At 65.8% G+C, this 15324-nt stretch carries 10 protein-coding genes; 6 read left to right on the top strand and 4 right to left on the bottom strand.

Annotated elements, in window-relative coordinates:
• Positions 1 to 54 precede the first annotated feature (54 nt).
• Positions 55 to 1470: a signal recognition particle protein gene (gene ffh, locus N5B55_RS13255; RefSeq protein WP_154208803.1), complete on the bottom strand. Its 1416-nt coding sequence runs from the start codon at positions 1468 to 1470 to the stop codon at positions 55 to 57.
• A gap of 174 nt (positions 1471 to 1644) precedes the next feature.
• Between ffh and N5B55_RS13250 the strand changes: the two genes are divergently transcribed.
• From N5B55_RS13250 to ampD, 5 genes are read left to right on the top strand one after another with little or no spacing between them, the layout of a single operon-like run.
• Positions 1645 to 2556 (top strand): cytochrome C assembly family protein, encoded by a 912-nt coding sequence (locus N5B55_RS13250; RefSeq protein WP_304538411.1) that lies wholly within the window; start codon positions 1645 to 1647, stop codon positions 2554 to 2556.
• 45 nt (positions 2557 to 2601) lie between these two features.
• Complete coding sequence (locus N5B55_RS13245; RefSeq protein ID WP_304538410.1) at positions 2602 to 2868, top strand: hypothetical protein; 267 nt, start codon at positions 2602 to 2604, stop codon at positions 2866 to 2868.
• Entirely contained in the window at positions 2865 to 4904 is a 2040-nt protein-coding gene (locus N5B55_RS13240) for an ATP-binding protein (protein ID WP_304538409.1), read from the top strand. Before N5B55_RS13245 ends, N5B55_RS13240 begins: the two co-directional genes overlap by 4 nt.
• Positions 4905 to 4943: 39 nt before the next feature.
• A complete protein-coding gene (locus N5B55_RS13235; protein WP_178961052.1) occupies positions 4944 to 6569 on the top strand; it encodes a sigma-54-dependent transcriptional regulator in 1626 nt (541 codons plus the stop codon).
• Positions 6562 to 7158, top strand: a complete 597-nt coding sequence (gene ampD / locus N5B55_RS13230) for a 1,6-anhydro-N-acetylmuramyl-L-alanine amidase AmpD (protein ID WP_304538407.1) — start codon at positions 6562 to 6564, stop codon at positions 7156 to 7158. The genes N5B55_RS13235 and ampD overlap by 8 nt, the downstream gene beginning before the upstream one ends.
• A gap of 67 nt (positions 7159 to 7225) precedes the next feature.
• Here the strand turns inward: ampD and N5B55_RS13225 are convergent, their stop codons facing one another.
• The 3 genes from N5B55_RS13225 to N5B55_RS13215 are packed head-to-tail and all read right to left on the bottom strand — an operon-like array spanning position 7226 to position 11683.
• Positions 7226 to 9385, bottom strand: coding sequence for a phosphocholine-specific phospholipase C (locus N5B55_RS13225; protein ID WP_178961050.1), 2160 nt, complete (start codon positions 9383 to 9385; stop codon positions 7226 to 7228).
• 36 nt (positions 9386 to 9421) lie between these two features.
• Positions 9422 to 9622 (bottom strand): hypothetical protein, encoded by a 201-nt coding sequence (locus tag N5B55_RS13220; protein ID WP_116575552.1) that lies wholly within the window; start codon positions 9620 to 9622, stop codon positions 9422 to 9424.
• A gap of 30 nt (positions 9623 to 9652) precedes the next feature.
• On the bottom strand, positions 9653 to 11683 hold the full coding sequence (locus N5B55_RS13215) for an alkaline phosphatase family protein (RefSeq protein ID WP_304538405.1): 2031 nt from the start codon (positions 11681 to 11683) through the stop codon (positions 9653 to 9655).
• Between the two features lie 652 nt (positions 11684 to 12335).
• On the opposite strand from N5B55_RS13215, the gene N5B55_RS13210 reads away from it, so the two are divergent.
• Positions 12336 to 15320: a ribonucleoside-diphosphate reductase subunit alpha gene (locus N5B55_RS13210; protein WP_065856030.1), complete on the top strand. Its 2985-nt coding sequence runs from the start codon at positions 12336 to 12338 to the stop codon at positions 15318 to 15320.
• The last annotated feature ends 4 nt before the right edge of the window (positions 15321 to 15324 follow it).

The raw sequence follows: 15324 nt of genomic DNA, 5'->3' as shown, positions 1-15324 counted from the left end.
GAAACGGTTCGGTGTGTCGATCAAAGGTGCGATTCAGAAAGGAGGGTAGCCCGCTCAGCGGCCGCCGAACAGCCCCTTCATGCCGCCTTTCATGCCGCCCATGGCGCGCATCATCTTCATCATGCCGCCGCCTTTGAGCTTTTTCATCATGCCTTGCATCTGCTCGAATTGGTTGAGCAGACGGTTGACTTCCTGCACCTGCACGCCAGCCCCCGCGGCAATGCGGCGCTTGCGGCTTGCCTTGATGAGCTCAGGCTTGGCACGCTCGGCAGCCGTCATGCTGTTGATGATGCCTTCCATGCGGCGAACCTGCTTTTCAGCTTGGTCCATGTTGGCACCCTGCGCCTGTTGCGCCAGCTGGGCAGGGAGCTTGTCCATCAGGCTGCCCAGGCCGCCCATCTTTTTCATCTGGCCGATCTGGGCCTTGAAATCTTCGAGGTCGAAGCCGCCGGTCTTCTTGATCTTGGCCGCAAGTTTTTGCGCCTCTTCCATGTCGACACCGCGCTGGGCTTCTTCCACCAGCGCAAGGATGTCGCCCATGCCCAGAATCCGCTGGGCCATGCGATCGGGATAGAACGGCTCCAGCCCGTCGAGCTTTTCGGCCACACCGACGAACTTGATCGGCTTGCCAGTGATGTGACGCACCGACAGCGCCGCGCCACCGCGCGCATCACCGTCGAGCTTGGTCAGCACCACGCCGGTCAGCGGCAGGGCGTCGTTGAAGGCCTTGGCGGTGTTGACGGCATCCTGGCCGAGCATCGCATCGACCACAAACAACGTTTCGGCCGGCTTGAGGCGGGCGTGCAGCGCGGCGATCTCCTGCATCATCGCCTCGTCGATACCGAGGCGGCCGGCCGTATCGACGATCAGCACGTCGTGGTAGTGCTTCTTGGCCCAGTCGAGCGCCGCGGCGGCAATGTCTACCGGCTTCTGGTCGGGCTGCGAGGGGAAGAAGTCAGCGCCGACCTGCTCCGAAACGGTCTTCAGCTGCGCGATGGCGGCGGGGCGATACACGTCGCACGACACCGTCAGCACTTTCTTCTTCTTGTTCTCTTTGAGCCACTTGGCGAGCTTGCCGACCGTGGTGGTTTTACCCGCGCCCTGCAGACCGGCCATGAGGATGATCGCAGGCGGCGTGACGTTGAGATTCAGCTCCGCCGCCCGGCCACCCAGGATGTTGTTGCCGACGCCTTCCAGGGCTTCCTGGCCGCCGATGATGGCCGTCAGCTCGCGCTGGACGATGCCGACCAGCGCCTGGCCTGGCGACAGGCTCGTGATGACGTCTTCGCCGAGCGCTTTTTCTTTGACGCGGGCAATGAATTCGCGCACAACCGGCAGCGCCACGTCGGCTTCGAGCAGTGCCATGCGAACTTCGCGCAGCATCTCGGCGGTGTTGGCTTCGGTCAGGCGCGCTTCGCCGCGCATGGTCTTGACCACGCGCGCGAGCCGTTGGGTCAGGTTATCCAGCATGACAGTGACAGGGATCCGGAATTGGGGACGGGATGAAGATGAGACCGGCGCGCACGTGGCACGCACCGGCTGGAAATGTGCTTAATGCGCCCATGTTGCGTTGCCGCCCGACGAGGCTTTCGACGGGGGGCGTGCCCCAGCCAAAACCGGGGTGCGCTGCGGTAAACTGTGCAAATGGCAATTGTACTGTATGCGCTCACGGCGCTTCTCTACGGCATCCTCGCTTCGGTAGCGTGGGCGCGACGCGGTGGACTGGGTGCCCAGGCGCCGGCGGGCGCCATGGCGGCAGGTGGTCAATCGCCAGGCGCCACGGTGCTTGTCCCGCCGCCTCCAGGCGCCGCAGACACCGTCCCGGCCTGGTGGCGCTGGGCTTTGCTGGCCGCTTTGATCGCGCACGGGTTTCTGTTGCACGAGACGATTTTCCCGGCCAGCGCCATGGTGTTTGGCTTTGCCTATGCTCTCTCGGCCATGCTCTGGCTCGGCGTCGGCATTTTCTGGATCGAAAGCCTGTTCTTCTCGCTTGCAGGCCTTGGGCTTCTGGTGATGCCGGTGGCGCTGGTCGGCAGCCTGTTGCCCTTGGCCTTTCCGGGCACGCAGATTCTCGGCTATGCGGCCAGCGCGCTTTTTAAGCTGCACTTCGCCATTGCCAACGTCGCTTACGGACTGTTCACGCTGGCGGCATTCCACGCGATCCTCATGCTGGCCGCCGAGCGCCGCCTGCACACGATCAACCGCCCCGCCCAGGCAACCTGGTTCAGCCGATGGCTGGACCTGCTCCCGCCGCTGCTGACGCTTGAAAAACTGCTGTTTCGTCTGATCGGCGCGGGTTTTGTTCTGTTGACCCTGACCATTGCGTCGGGCGTGCTGTTCTCCGAACAGCTGTTCCACAGCGCCTTCCATTTCGATCACAAGAACATCTTTGCGGTGCTGTCGTGGGCCATGTTCGGCGGCATCCTGCTCGGTCGGCGTTTTCGCGGCTGGCGCGGCCGCGTGGCGCTGCGCTGGGTGATGGCGGCCTTTGCGGTTCTGCTGCTAGCTTACGTCGGCAGCCGGTTCGTGCTCGAGGTCATCCTGCACCGCGCCTAGCGCAATCCTGGCGCTTGCGCCGTTACTTGTCTCTGTCTGTTCTCCATGTCCCGTCCTGTTTTGCTGATTCTGATGCTGCTCGCCGGCTGGTGGTGGTTGAGCCGCCTTGGGACGCGCTCATCCCGCGCATCGGGGCAAGGGCAGGGCGCTTCGCGTTCACAGGGCACCGGCAAGCCCGCCGCCGAGTCCCAGGCGTCGCAGCCCATCGAGCAATGTGCCGTGTGCGGCGTGCACGCGCCCCGCACCGGCATGATCGCGCTGGCGGGCGGCCGCTACCGCTGCCCCGAGCATGCTGACCGGGGCAGCGCATGACGCCCGAAGCGTCGGGTGCCGCGCGGGCAACGCCGTCCGGCGCGCGGAGCGTGCTCTCGCGCCTGAACGCTTGGCGCGCCTTGCGATCGGTCTGGCTGGAGCCCGATCCGCCTGAATTCCAGTGGCGCCTGCTGCGCTACTTCGCTTTCAGCCGCGCCGCCGTGGCGCTGGTGCTGCTGCTCTTTGTGATGGTGCCGCGCGAACGCAATGAGGCCGTGGGCCTCCCCAATAGCGACACGCTGCTCAGCCTGACCCTGCCGTATCTGGCGATGGCCTTGCTGATCCTGGCAGCAGCCGGCTGGTGGCGCACGCGATTCCAATTCCGTGTGCGGCTGGACGTGGTGCTCGATCTGCTGTTCCTCGGGCTGGCGTATGCCACGCTCTCGCGCCTGTCGGCCAGCGTGGCGATGGTTCTGCTGATGCCGGTGCTGGCTGCCGGCGCGCTCACCAGCCTGCTGTTTGCGCTGTTCACGGCGGCTGTGGCATCGATCGTGGTGCTGGCCGATCCGTTCCTGCAGATGCTGAACGACGGCGTGATTGCGCCGGGCCTGGCATCTGCCGGGCTGTACGGCCTGGTGTACATGATGGCCGCGTCAATGATGTACGGCCTGTCGCACCGCCAGATCACGCAGGAACGATTGACGATGGCGCGCGAGCGCGAATTGCGCCTGCAGCAGCTCGTCAATCGCCTGATGGTCTACGACATGCAGGACGGTGTGATGCTGGTGCGTGCCGACGGTCGCGTCGTGGCTGCCAACCCGGCTGCCGCCATGCTGCTGGGCGTGCCGCAGAGCGCCTTTGTCAGCAGCGGCGCGATGCTGTTCGACTTGAAGGACGTGCCCCACCTGCGCCCGCTGCTCGAAACGCTGCGCCAGTGGCTGCGCCGCAAGAGCCGTCCCACCGACGGCACCGGTGACAACGATGCGCCGCGCATCCTCGACCTGCTTCCCATCAGCTCGAGCGGCCGGGCCGGCCGCGCCATGTTGAGCGCCCGCCTGCGCCTGCGCTTCATCCTGCCGAGCCTTGCCAATCTGCGCAGCGTCTATATGGATAGCCTCGTCAGCTCCATCGGCCTGGGCTTGCCGGGCGAGGGCGGCGAGATGCGTCAGCGCATGCCCTCGGCGGACGCCATCACGCAAGGCTGGTCGGCGGACGATGAAGCGTTTCTGCGTCACGAGTTGCATGACACCGTGCTGGTCCACGTGGAAAGCTGGGAGCGTGTGGCGGAGCAGGCGCAGCAGGAAAAGCTGGCCTCGATGGGGCGGCTGGTAGCCAGCGTCGCGCACCAGATCCGCAACCCGCTGGCCGCAATCAGCCAGGCCGCGGAACTGCTCGACGATCCAGGCGACGGCCACGATGACGGCGCCCACCCGCGCCCGGAAAGTTCCGGCGTGGAGACACGCCTGCTGCGCATCATCCGCGACAACGTGCGCCGGCTCGATCAGGTGGTTGCCGACGTGCTGATGCTTTCGCGCCGCCCGCGCGGCGAACGCGTGCGCGTGCAACTGGCGCAGGTGCTGCCGGAGGTCGTGGACCGCTGGCGTGCCGAGGCCGTGCGCCGCGCAGGCGAGGCCACCGAGATCAACCCGAACCTCGTGCGCGTGGCGGTCGACCTGGACAAGCCCGTGCTGTTCGACCCGGCGCAGTTGCAGCAGGTGGTGGGCAACATGCTCGACAACGCGTTGCGTTATTGCCGCCGCGTTCCCGGCTCGATCCAACTGGCCGCCTACGCGCTTGACGACGCCCACGCCGAACTCGTCATCTGGAACGACGGCCCCGAGGTGCCCACCGAGCAGCAGCGCAGCCTGTTCGAGCCGTTCTTCACGAATGACGCACAAGGCACTGGCCTCGGGCTCTACATGGCCCGCGAGTTGTGTAGCGCCAACGATGCGCAGATCCGTTACGGCGCCATCGCACTGGAATCCTTGCTCGATCGCACCGGAGCGTTGACCATGGAGGCGCGCGGCACCTTGCCACGCCGCGCCTTCGTCATCACCCTGATGTTTGACCAACCTGCCGGGCCGATCGCGGAATGATCCGCCGGCCGTGAATTTCCGCCGATCTTCTGCTGATCCATGCCTAAAGCCGCCATCGTTCGCGAACCCATTCTCGTCGTCGATGACGAAGCCGACCTGCGCGAGCTGCTGGAGATTTCCCTGCGCCGCATGGGGCACGACGTCGTGCTTGCCAGCGGGCTGGCCGAGGCCCGCGAAGCGCTTTCCCGCCAGCGCTTTGCGCTGGTGCTGACCGACATGCGCCTGGGCGATGGCCTGGGCATTGAACTCGTGCGCCAGCTGTCTGCTACGGCCGACCGCACGCCGGTTGCCGTCATCACCGCTTATGGCAGCGCAGAGAACGCGGTCGAGGCGCTCAAGGCGGGCGCGTTCGATTACATCGCCAAACCGCTCTCGCTCGACCAGCTTCGCAGCCTCGTGCTGAATGCGCTGGGCCGCCAGCAGCGCGATCCTGATCCCGGTAATGCCGACTTGGCCGAACGGACCAACGATCTGCTGCCCGGCCACTCCGCCGCGATGCAGGAAGTGCGCCGGTCGTTGATGCGCCTGGCGCGCAGCATGGCGCCGGTGGTGATCAGCGGCGAATCCGGCAGCGGCAAGGAGCGTGCGGCCCGCGCCATCCATGCGTTGTCGTCGCGCGCGGCGCGGCCGTTCGTGGCGGTCAACTGCGGCGCGATTCCCGAAAACCTGATGGAAGCCGAGTTTTTCGGCTACGTGAAGGGCGCCTTTACCGGCGCCGACAGCGATCGCCAAGGCTTCTTCCAAGCGGCCAACGGCGGCACGCTCATGCTCGACGAGGTGGCCGACCTGCCGCTCACGATGCAGGTGAAATTGCTGCGCGCGCTGCAGGAGCGCCGCGTGCGCAAGATCGGCGAGAGCCGCGAAGATCCCGTCGACGTGCGCGTCGTGTGTGCGAGCCACCAGAATCTCGCACGGCTGGTGGCCGCCGGCCGTTTCCGCGAAGACTTGTTCTACCGCCTGAACGTGCTCGAGTTGCGCATGCCCACACTGCGCGAGCGGGCCGAAGACGTGCCCGTGCTGGCCGGCGTGCTGCTCGAACAACTCGCCAGCCGCTACGGCGATCCGCGCCCAAAACGTCTGACGCGACCGGCGCTGCAGCAACTGTGCGCGTATCCGTTCCCGGGCAATGTGCGTGAGCTGGAGAACCTGCTGGAGCGTGCGTACGCATTTGCCGAAGGCGAGTCGATCGACGTGGATGACCTTGGCGCGCTGGGCGCCGAGATCGAGCGCTCGCCGCTGTTTCACCGCACGCGCGAGGCGCAGCAGGCCGCTGCGGCAGGCAATCACGCGTTGGCGCCGTCGCCAATGGCCGGCTGGCCTGATGCTGTCTACATGCCGGCCCCCGTGCCAAGCCCGATGGGGATGCCGCAACCGCTGGCACCGTCCGAGCCGGCACCGGTTGCGCGGCCGGCTGAACCCGCCTTGCCGAACGTTGCGCTGCCGATCGATCTGCCGGCTTACCTGGAGTCGGTCGAGCGCAACGTGATCCTCGCCGCGCTGGACCAGACGGGTTTCAACCGCACCGCAGCGGCCAAGTTGCTTGGGCTGTCATTCCGTCAGTTGCGCTATCGCATGCAGCAACTTGGCATTCGTGACCCGCGAGACATTGAAGCGCCCGGCAGCGTTGGTGAACCTGCCGGAAACGGGCTGAACGGCGATGCCTGAGCGGTTGCATATCGGAGCCGACGGATGGGTCGATGGCGGGCGTCGGCATCCGTCGCCGAATATCGACGCGCGGCCCGACGGCATGCCGATCGACCTGATCGTCCTGCACAACATCAGCCTGCCGCCCGCGCAATCCGGCGCGGACTTCGGCACCGACCACGTGCTCGACTTCTTCACCAACACGCTCGACTGCGACGCGCATCCGTATTTCGAGCAGCTGCGCGGCGTGCGCGTGTCGGCGCATTTCTTCATCCGTCGCACGGGCGAATGCGTGCAATTTGCATCGTGCGATGCGCGCGCCTGGCATGCCGGTGCGTCCGACTTCTTCGGCCGCACGCGCTGCAACGATTTCTCGGTCGGCATCGAAATCGAGGGCACGGACGATCTGCCTTTTACGCCCGAGCAGTACGCCACCACGGCATCGCTTGTGCGGGCGATCTGCGCGGCATACCCGATTGCAGCGATCGCCGGTCACTCGGACATTGCGCCGGGCCGCAAGACGGACCCCGGACCGCATTTCGACTGGGCGCATCTGCGTGCGCTGGGCGGATTCAATGCGGCGTTGTTTCCGTATCAGCACGCGCTCTGAAATGAAAACGGGCGGCCCGTTGCGAGGCCGCCCGTTTTCTTCCTGCCTGTCTTTCTAGTTCACCCCCTCAAGTCCCCATCGCCGGGTCGGACACGCTGTCCTTGCCCGTTTCCATGCGACCGGCAAAGCGCCGCGTGAAGCCGCCTTGCGGCACCGTCACCGTGAAGTCGTACCAGTTGCCCTGGCGCGCGATCGGCCAGTGCTGGTCGAGCTGCTTGCCGGCCGGAATGTCGAACGTCCAGGGGCCGTCATTTCGGTACGCGTTCGGCTTGACGGTGAACGTGCAGCCGGCGGTGCCGGTGTTCATCATCGTCACGTAGACCTCAGCGTTGGCCACGTCGTAGCACACGCGGATTTCCGGCGCGCTCGAACCCGCTGCCGACACGGCGCTCACGTCGCCCGAGAAGGCGCGGTGAAAGCCGTTGGGTCCGAGCACCCACAGGTCGTATTTGCCCTTGTCGGCGGTGAACACGTCCCAGGTGTCGTCGAGCATCTTGCCGGGCTCGACCGCATAGCGGCGCGGCACGCGGTCCAGATGCAGGCGGTCGTACACGTGGAAGACGGCAGCCGCCGTGCCGGTGTTGCTGAAGATCAGGCGCAGCGCGCGGTTGGTGGCGTCTTCGCGCGCGCTGACGTGCAGTTCGTACGGCAGGGCGCGCGAGGGGCGGGTGCCGGTGGCTTGTTTCGGCATCTGCTGCGCCGAGACGGCGGGCAGCGGCACCTGCGGCTTCAAGCCTTGCGCCGTGCGGATCGAGTCGGCCGTTGCCTTGTCGCGGCTGGGCAGCGTGGGCAGCGTTTCGGTGTTCGGGTTGACGAAGTTGAAGGCGCTGGTCAGGTCGCCCAGCACCGCGCGGCGGTACGCGCTGATGTTCGTCTCCTTGACGTTGAAGCGCAGCTCCAGGAAGCGCAGCACCGAGGTGTGATCGAACGCTTGCGAGTTGACCCAGCCACCCCGGCTCCACGGCGAGACGACGTACATCGGCACGCGCGGCCCGGGTCCGTACGGATTCTTGTCGGTGTGATACTCGCCGGCCGTGCTGATGGTCGATTTGCCAGCCAGCACGCCGTTGTCATAGGCAGGCGCCGCGGGCGGCGGCACGTGATCGAAGAATCCGTCGTTTTCATCGAAGTTGATGAACAGCACGGTCTTGCTCCACACGGCAGGGTTGGCGGTGAGCGCGTTGAGCACTTCCTGCGTGTACCACGCGCCCTGCACGGGGCTCGACGGGCCAGGGTGCTCGGAATACGTGGCCGGTGCGACGATCCACGACACCTGCGGCAGCTGGCCGGCGGCGATGTCGTCTTTCAACGCCTGCAGGAAGCCGCCGTCGGGCATGGTGTTGCCGACGCCCTTGATCAGCGGGCTGACGGTTTCGTCGGCCGGCGTGTACGGCGGGAACGGGCTGCCGTCGGCCAGGTTGCCGCGCGCGGCGTTGGCATCGCGGTAGGCCTTGAAGCCCGCGAGCGGGTTGTCGGTGAAGTTGTCCGGCATGTTCTGGTAGACCTTCCACGAGACACCGGCAGCCTGCAGGCGTTCCGGGTAGGTCTTCCAGCTGTATGTGACGCCGGCGTCGAGATGGTCGCCGCTGTTGTCGATGACGGGGCCGCCCGCCGCGCCGGTCGGGTCATTCGTGCCCGTCCAGTGGAACAGCCGGTTGGTGTTGGTGCCGCCGTGGAACGAGCAGTGGTATGCGTCGCACAGCGTGAAGGCGTTGGCCAGCGCGAACTGGAAGTCCAGCTCGGCCTGCTTGTAATAGCCCATCGACTGCGTCTGCTTGTAGGTCGGCCACTTGCTCATGCGGCCGAGGTCCCACGCGTTCTGCGCATCGGGGTAGCTGTGCGGCGTGCCAGACACGCGCTGCGCGTTGCCGGCGCTGCTGTCGAGGTAATACGGCAGCACCGTGCGGCTCGGCCCGCTGCTTGGCACGTAGGTCTGCTGCCAGACGTTCAAGCCACCGGCCAGCGGGATGGGGAAGCGGTCGCCAAAGCCGCGCACACCTTGCAGCGTGCCGAAGTAGTTGTCGAACGAGCGGTTCTCCTGCATCAGGATCACCACGTGTTCAACGTCGCGCATCGTGCCGGTGGCGTTGTTGGCGGGAATTGCCAGCGCACGGCGGATCGACGGCGGGAAGGCGGCGAGTGCAGCGGCGGAAATCGCGCCCGTGCTGGCCATCTTGAGGAAGTTGCGGCGGCTGCCGTTGTTGGCGTGGTTCGTGTCGGAAGTCATGTCGGTCTCAAGCGCAAGTCGAAGGGAGGCCGCGCGTTACGGAGCGCAGTGCAGGGTCGGCTTGTTGGCCGGCGGCTGGCCGGGTTGATCCGGCTGCGCGGTGCCGGGGCCGGTACCGGTGGCGGGCGTGCCGTCGTTCGAATCGCCGCCGCAGGCCGACAGCGACAAGGTGGCGGCGCACAGCAGCACGGCGGCCAGCCGGTGCGGCCGTGCGAGAGGGTGGATGCAAGGCTTCATGAGCGGTCTCGTTCGGGTTGGGGGAGGGGGTCAGGGGTTCAGCGACGACAGCGGCTGGTGCGAGCCGTTGATCGTCTTGAGTTCATCCAGCGTCAGCCGGCGCGTCCACATGGCGAGGTCGTCGTAGGCCATCACGCCCTTGAGCGAGCCCGGGTTGTTGGGCACGTAGTTGTGCGTGGCGTCGTCGTTCAGGCCCCAGACCTTGGTGGCCAGGCCACCCAGCTTGGTGACGTCGGTATTGGCGATGGCCTTGTCTTCCACCTTCTGCACGCCCAGTACCGGATCGAGGATGTAGGCGCTGAAGCGCTTGGCCTGCGTGTCGACCGAGAGGGCGAGATACGCCCACTGGTTGGCGCTGAACTTCATGCCCTGGATGTCGTCGCGCTTGCCGCCGCTGCCGAGGTTGAAGCGCACCTCGCAGCCGCCCCACAATCCGATCGCGATGCCGGCATTGGAGCCGGAGTAGTAGTCCTTGTTGGCGAGGATCGGCTCGCCGGTGCCGTTGCCCTGTGTGCAATCCGACCTGAACCAGAAACCGATGGTGAATTGCGGGCTCAGTGCGATGTCTGCGCCGTTCTGCGTGAGCTTGTAGGCGTCGATGCGCGAATCGACCGACAGGGCCGTGCCGCCAAACGGGTCGGCCGCAGCAGAGCCGCCGTCGGTGCCGGCCACCCACGGGCCGATCGTCGAATTGGCTTTACGGTCGGTCGGGGGCAGCGGATCGAAGCTGTAATACGTCGCCAGGCCGTTGGTGAGCGAGGTGGCCAGCGGCGTCGGCGCAACGTAGGCGATCTGCGCGAGCATCGACACCGGCACGTTGTTGCGCACCAGCGTGTAGTTGATGCGGTAAATGCCGCTGGCGGCAGCGATGTTGCTGTCGGTGTACTGCGTGGCCGTGGCGGGCAGCGTGGCAACCGGCTTGCCGTCGCGCAGCACGGTGATCGGGCCGCTGGCTGGGGTCGGGTTCTGCCAGTTCAGCACCAGCGAGGCGTTGTACGCGCCGACCGTGCTCTGGACGTTGCGCACGCCGACGGCACTGGCCGTGAGCGCTGCACCGTCGAGCTGATGCGCCGTCGCCGGCACAGCGGCGTTCAGTTGCGCCAGTACGGTCGGCACGATGTCGGCCTCGCTCGGCAGCGCGGCGAGCGTGGCTTCCGACGTGGGCGCCGCCATGCCGGTCTTGCCGAGCACGGCATTGACCGGCTTGTTCAGGGCGATGAAGGCGGAGCGGTTTTCCAGCGTCGGCGCCGACGTGGTGGCCCCCGTGGCGTCCAGGCCGTGGCTGGTGGTGACGACAACGAGCCAGTCTTCGTTGGGGTTGGCGGTGCGGCGCTGGGCGATGGCAGCCTGCAGCGTGCCGAGCGCCTGGTCGACGTTGGCCAGCGCAGCGGTGTATGCATCGCTTTGCAGGCCCGAAGCCAGCGCGGCGGCGGCCGGCGCGGTGTATTGCGCGAAGACGACGTCGTAGCCGGACTGCACGAGCTTCACGCTGTTCTGCGTCACGCAGGTGTCCACCTGGGCGCAGTCGACCAGCGTGTCGAGATTGCCGGCTTGCTGATCCGCCTTGAGCAGCGCGGGCAGCACGGCCGAGCTGACGGCGGCGCCAAGGCGTTGCGTGGTGCCCGCGGCCTTGGCGGCGCTGCGCGCGTAGCTGAACACGCTTGGGGCGGCCAGGGTGGTGATCGTGTCGTCGGTCACACCATGGCGGTTTTGCCAGGTGCCGGTCAGCACGGTGGCCCAGCTGGGTGTGTCCAGCGGCGGCTGGGCGGTGGTGGTGCCGAGCGTGCCGCCGGTCGATGCCGGCATCACCGCCAGCGCGCGCAAGTTCGGCAGGCTGCGCTGCAAGAGCGCGCTCTGTACCTGCGCATAGGTGGCGCCGTCCACGCCGACCATCAGCACCTTCTTGCTGGCGCTGGTGGAGGGCGCGTCCGTGCTGCCCTGGTTAGCGATGGGGCTGCTGTCGCCACCGCCGCATGCGGTCAATGTGGTCGCCAGCGTCGCTGCCACGGTCGTGCTCAGCGCGGCCCTCAGCGGGCGCCAGGCGGGGTGATTCCAAGCCATGTCGATTTCCTCGGTCGTTGTGCGCGGCGCTCGGTGTGTCGCCGCCGTGATTGCGCTCCCTGCAATGCGACCGAAGCGTAGGGTTGGGGCCTGTCGCTCAGGTGACAGCCGCGGCAAGAATGCTGATGCCGTTATTCGGATTTCTTGAGCGAGGGGAAGGTCGAAGTCGGCACGGCCCGCAGTACGCCTGCACCAGTGCAGTGCGCCGCACACATACCCCTACCGCAGATGAGGTGACGTCTATTGAACTTGCGGCGTCGATAGAAAGAATTATTCTGAAAAGATGGTCATTGCGACGCCGCACGTCAGTGCCGCCGACCCGTTGTGCTGCCTGGGGTGGCGGGTTTGCGGCACTGCATTTGGGTTGAGAAAACCCCCCTTCGCCGCCATCTGTCAAGACTGGTCTTGTTTGTTCGATCCACTATACTTAGGGCCAATCCCGGGGTAACACACTAGATATAGTGGTGACCTCCCGGGATTCTTATTTCGGCGCCACGCGGGGGGCGGGCGTACGGCAGGTCAAGCCGACGCTTGGGAGCTGAGAAAAGGCAAGGGCCTTTTCCGTCTCATTTCTCCGCATGGCGCAAGGGTGCGCCAAGGGTCTTCCACCCAGCGGCGAGCCAATAAAACGAACGGTTCAACAGGAGTCCACATGCAGACGGCCCAATCCGAAATCCACTCCGGCACCGCCAATCCTTCGCAATTTGCGCAAAGCGCTGGCGGCACGGCCGTGGCCCCCGGCACCGCTTCCGGCGTCAATCTTGCCGACTACAAAATCATTCGCCGCAACGGCGCCGTGGTGAGCTTCGAGCCTTCGAAGATCGCCGTGGCCATGACCAAGGCTTTCCTCGCCGTGAATGGCGGGCAGGGTGCTGCTTCCGCGCGTGTGCGCGAGCTGGTCGACCAACAAACGCAGAACGTCGTGCGCGCACTGCTGCGCAGCCGCCCGAACGGCGGCACGTTCCATATCGAAGACGTGCAGGATCAGGTGGAACTGGCCCTGATGCGTTCGGGCGAGCACGACGTGGCCCGCGCCTACGTGCTGTACCGCGAGCGCCGCGCCCAGGAGCGCGCACAAGCCGGTGAAACCCAGCAGCAACCTGCGTTCATCGGCCTGAACGTGACCGACGGCGGCATCACCCGCCCGCTCGACATGGCAGCGCTGCGCAATGTGATCGTCTCCGCCTGCGAAGGCCTGGGCGACGCGGTGGACCCGGAGCCGATCCTCAAGGAAACGGTCAAGAACCTGTATGAAGGCGTGCCGATGACGCAGGTGTACGACTCGGCCATCCTGGCCTCGCGTACCCTGATCGAAAAGGACCCGGCGTACAGCCAGGTCACGGCGCGCATCCTGCTGCACACGATCCGCCGCGAAATCCTCGGCGAAGAAGTCACGCAAGCCGAAATGAGCACGCGCTACGTCGACTACTTCCCGCAGTTCATCAAGCGCGGCATCAACGCCGAGCTGCTGGACGACAAGCTGGCCCAGTTCGACCTGGCCCGCCTGGGCGCGGCGCTGGACGCCTCGCGCGACTTCCAGTTCAACTACCTCGGCCTGCAGACGCTGTACGACCGCTACTTCCTGCACATCAACGAAACCCGCATTGAGATGCCGCAGGCGTTCTTCATGCGTGTGGCGATGGGCCTGGCGCTGAACGAAATCGACCGCGAAGCCCGCGCCATCGAGTTCTACCAGCTGCTGTCGTCGTTCGACTTCATGTCGAGCACGCCGACGCTGTTCAACTCGGGCACGCGCCGCTCGCAACTGTCGTCGTGCTACCTGACCACCGTGTCGGACGATCTGGACGGCATTTACGAAGCGCTGAAGGAAAACGCGCTGCTCTCCAAGTTTGCCGGCGGCCTGGGCAACGACTGGACCAACGTGCGCGCACTTGGCTCGCACATCAAGGGTACGAACGGCAAGAGCCAAGGCGTGGTGCCGTTCCTGAAGGTGGTCAACGACACGGCCGTGGCCGTGAACCAGGGCGGCAAGCGCAAGGGCGCCGTCTGCGCGTACCTGGAAACGTGGCACCTGGACATCGAAGAATTCCTGGAGCTGCGCAAGAACACCGGCGACGACCGCCGTCGCACGCACGACATGAACACGGCCAACTGGATTCCGGACCTGTTCATGAAGCGCGTGATGGAAGGTGGCGAGTGGACGCTGTTCTCGCCGTCCACCTGCCCGGACCTGCACGACAAGGTCGGCAAGGCATTCGAACAGGCCTACCTGGCCTACGAAGATAAGGTCGCGCGCGGCGAGATCAAGCTCTTCAAGAAGATGCCGGCACTGCAACTGTGGCGCAAGATGCTGGGCATGCTGTTCGAAACCGGCCACCCGTGGATCACGTTCAAGGATCCGTGCAACATCCGCAGCCCGCAGCAGCACGTGGGCGTGGTGCACAGCTCCAACCTGTGCACGGAAATCACGCTGAACACCAACGACAGCGAAATCGCCGTGTGCAACCTGGGTTCGGTCAACCTAGTTGCCCACCTGGTCAAGCAGGCCGACGGCAGCGTGGTGCTCGATCACGAGAAACTGAAGAAGACCGTGCGCACGGCCATGCGCATGCTCGACAACGTCATCGACATCAACTACTACGCCGTCAAGAAGGCGCGTGATTCGAACCTGCGCCACCGTCCGGTCGGCATGGGCATTATGGGCTTCCAGGACGCGCTGCACGTGCTGCGCGTGCCGTACGCCAGCGAGGCAGCGGTGCAGTTTGCCGACACGTCGATGGAAGCCGTGTGCTACTACGCCTACTGGGCGTCGACCGAACTGGCCGAAGAGCGTGGCCGCTACAGCAGCTACAAGGGCTCGCTGTGGGATCGCGGCATCCTGCCGCAAGACTCGCTCAAGCTGCTGGCCGAAGAGCGCGGCGGCTACCTGGAAGCCGACATGTCGTCGACGATGGACTGGGACAGCCTGCGCGGCCGCATCAAGCAGTACGGCATGCGCAACTCGAACTGCGTGGCGATCGCCCCGACGGCAACGATCTCCAACATCATCGGCGTGTCGGCCTGTATCGAGCCGACGTACCAGAACCTGTACGTCAAGTCGAACCTCTCGGGCGAGTTCACGGTGGTCAACGACTACCTGGTGCGCGACCTGAAGGCACGCGGCCTGTGGGACGAAGTGATGGTCGCCGACCTGAAGTACTTCGACGGCTCGCTGGCCCGCATCGACCGCATCCCGCAAGACCTGCGCGACCTGTACGCCACGGCCTTCGAAGTGGAACCGCAATGGCTGGTGGAAGCGGCATCGCGTCGCCAGAAGTGGATCGATCAGGCCCAGTCGCTGAACATCTACATGGCCGGCGCATCGGGCAAGAAGCTGGACGACACGTACAAGCTGGCGTGGTTGCGTGGCCTGAAGACCACGTATTACCTGCGCACGATCGGCGCCACGCACGTCGAGAAGTCGACCGTGTCGCGCGGCACGCTGAATGCGGTGTCGTCGGGTAGCGATGTGGGTGGTGTGTCGGCTGCAGGTGCGTCCGGCGTGACTTCAGCCGCGCCGACCAGCGCACTGGACGCCGCTGCTGCCACCGCCCAGGCCATGCCGGAAGCCGAAGGCGCCGTGTGCACGATGCGCCCGGGCGACCCCGGTTTCGAGGAATGCGAAGCCTGCCAATAAGTCA

Origin of the sequence: Ralstonia pickettii (assembly GCF_030582395.1) — a bacterium.
Taxonomy (GTDB): Bacteria; Pseudomonadota; Gammaproteobacteria; order Burkholderiales; family Burkholderiaceae; genus Ralstonia; species Ralstonia pickettii_D.
This window is presented reverse-complemented; position numbering and strand designations above follow the sequence as displayed.

What these genes read in the sequence shown, in the direction of transcription:
- N5B55_RS13250 (WP_304538411.1), top strand. Translation starts at nt 1,645, where the DNA reads ATGGCAATTGTACTGTATGCGCTCACGGCGCTTCTCTACGGCATCCTC.
- ampD (WP_304538407.1), top strand. Translation starts at nt 6,562, where the DNA reads ATGCCTGAGCGGTTGCATATCGGAGCCGACGGATGGGTCGATGGCGGG.
- N5B55_RS13240 (WP_304538409.1), top strand. Translation starts at nt 2,865, where the DNA reads ATGACGCCCGAAGCGTCGGGTGCCGCGCGGGCAACGCCGTCCGGCGCG.
- N5B55_RS13215 (WP_304538405.1), bottom strand. Translation starts at nt 11,683, where the DNA reads ATGGCTTGGAATCACCCCGCCTGGCGCCCGCTGAGGGCCGCGCTGAGC.
- N5B55_RS13210 (WP_065856030.1), top strand. Translation starts at nt 12,336, where the DNA reads ATGCAGACGGCCCAATCCGAAATCCACTCCGGCACCGCCAATCCTTCG.
- ffh (WP_154208803.1), bottom strand. Translation starts at nt 1,470, where the DNA reads ATGCTGGATAACCTGACCCAACGGCTCGCGCGCGTGGTCAAGACCATG.
- N5B55_RS13225 (WP_178961050.1), bottom strand. Translation starts at nt 9,385, where the DNA reads ATGACTTCCGACACGAACCACGCCAACAACGGCAGCCGCCGCAACTTC.
- N5B55_RS13245 (WP_304538410.1), top strand. Translation starts at nt 2,602, where the DNA reads ATGTCCCGTCCTGTTTTGCTGATTCTGATGCTGCTCGCCGGCTGGTGG.
- N5B55_RS13235 (WP_178961052.1), top strand. Translation starts at nt 4,944, where the DNA reads ATGCCTAAAGCCGCCATCGTTCGCGAACCCATTCTCGTCGTCGATGAC.
- N5B55_RS13220 (WP_116575552.1), bottom strand. Translation starts at nt 9,622, where the DNA reads ATGAAGCCTTGCATCCACCCTCTCGCACGGCCGCACCGGCTGGCCGCC.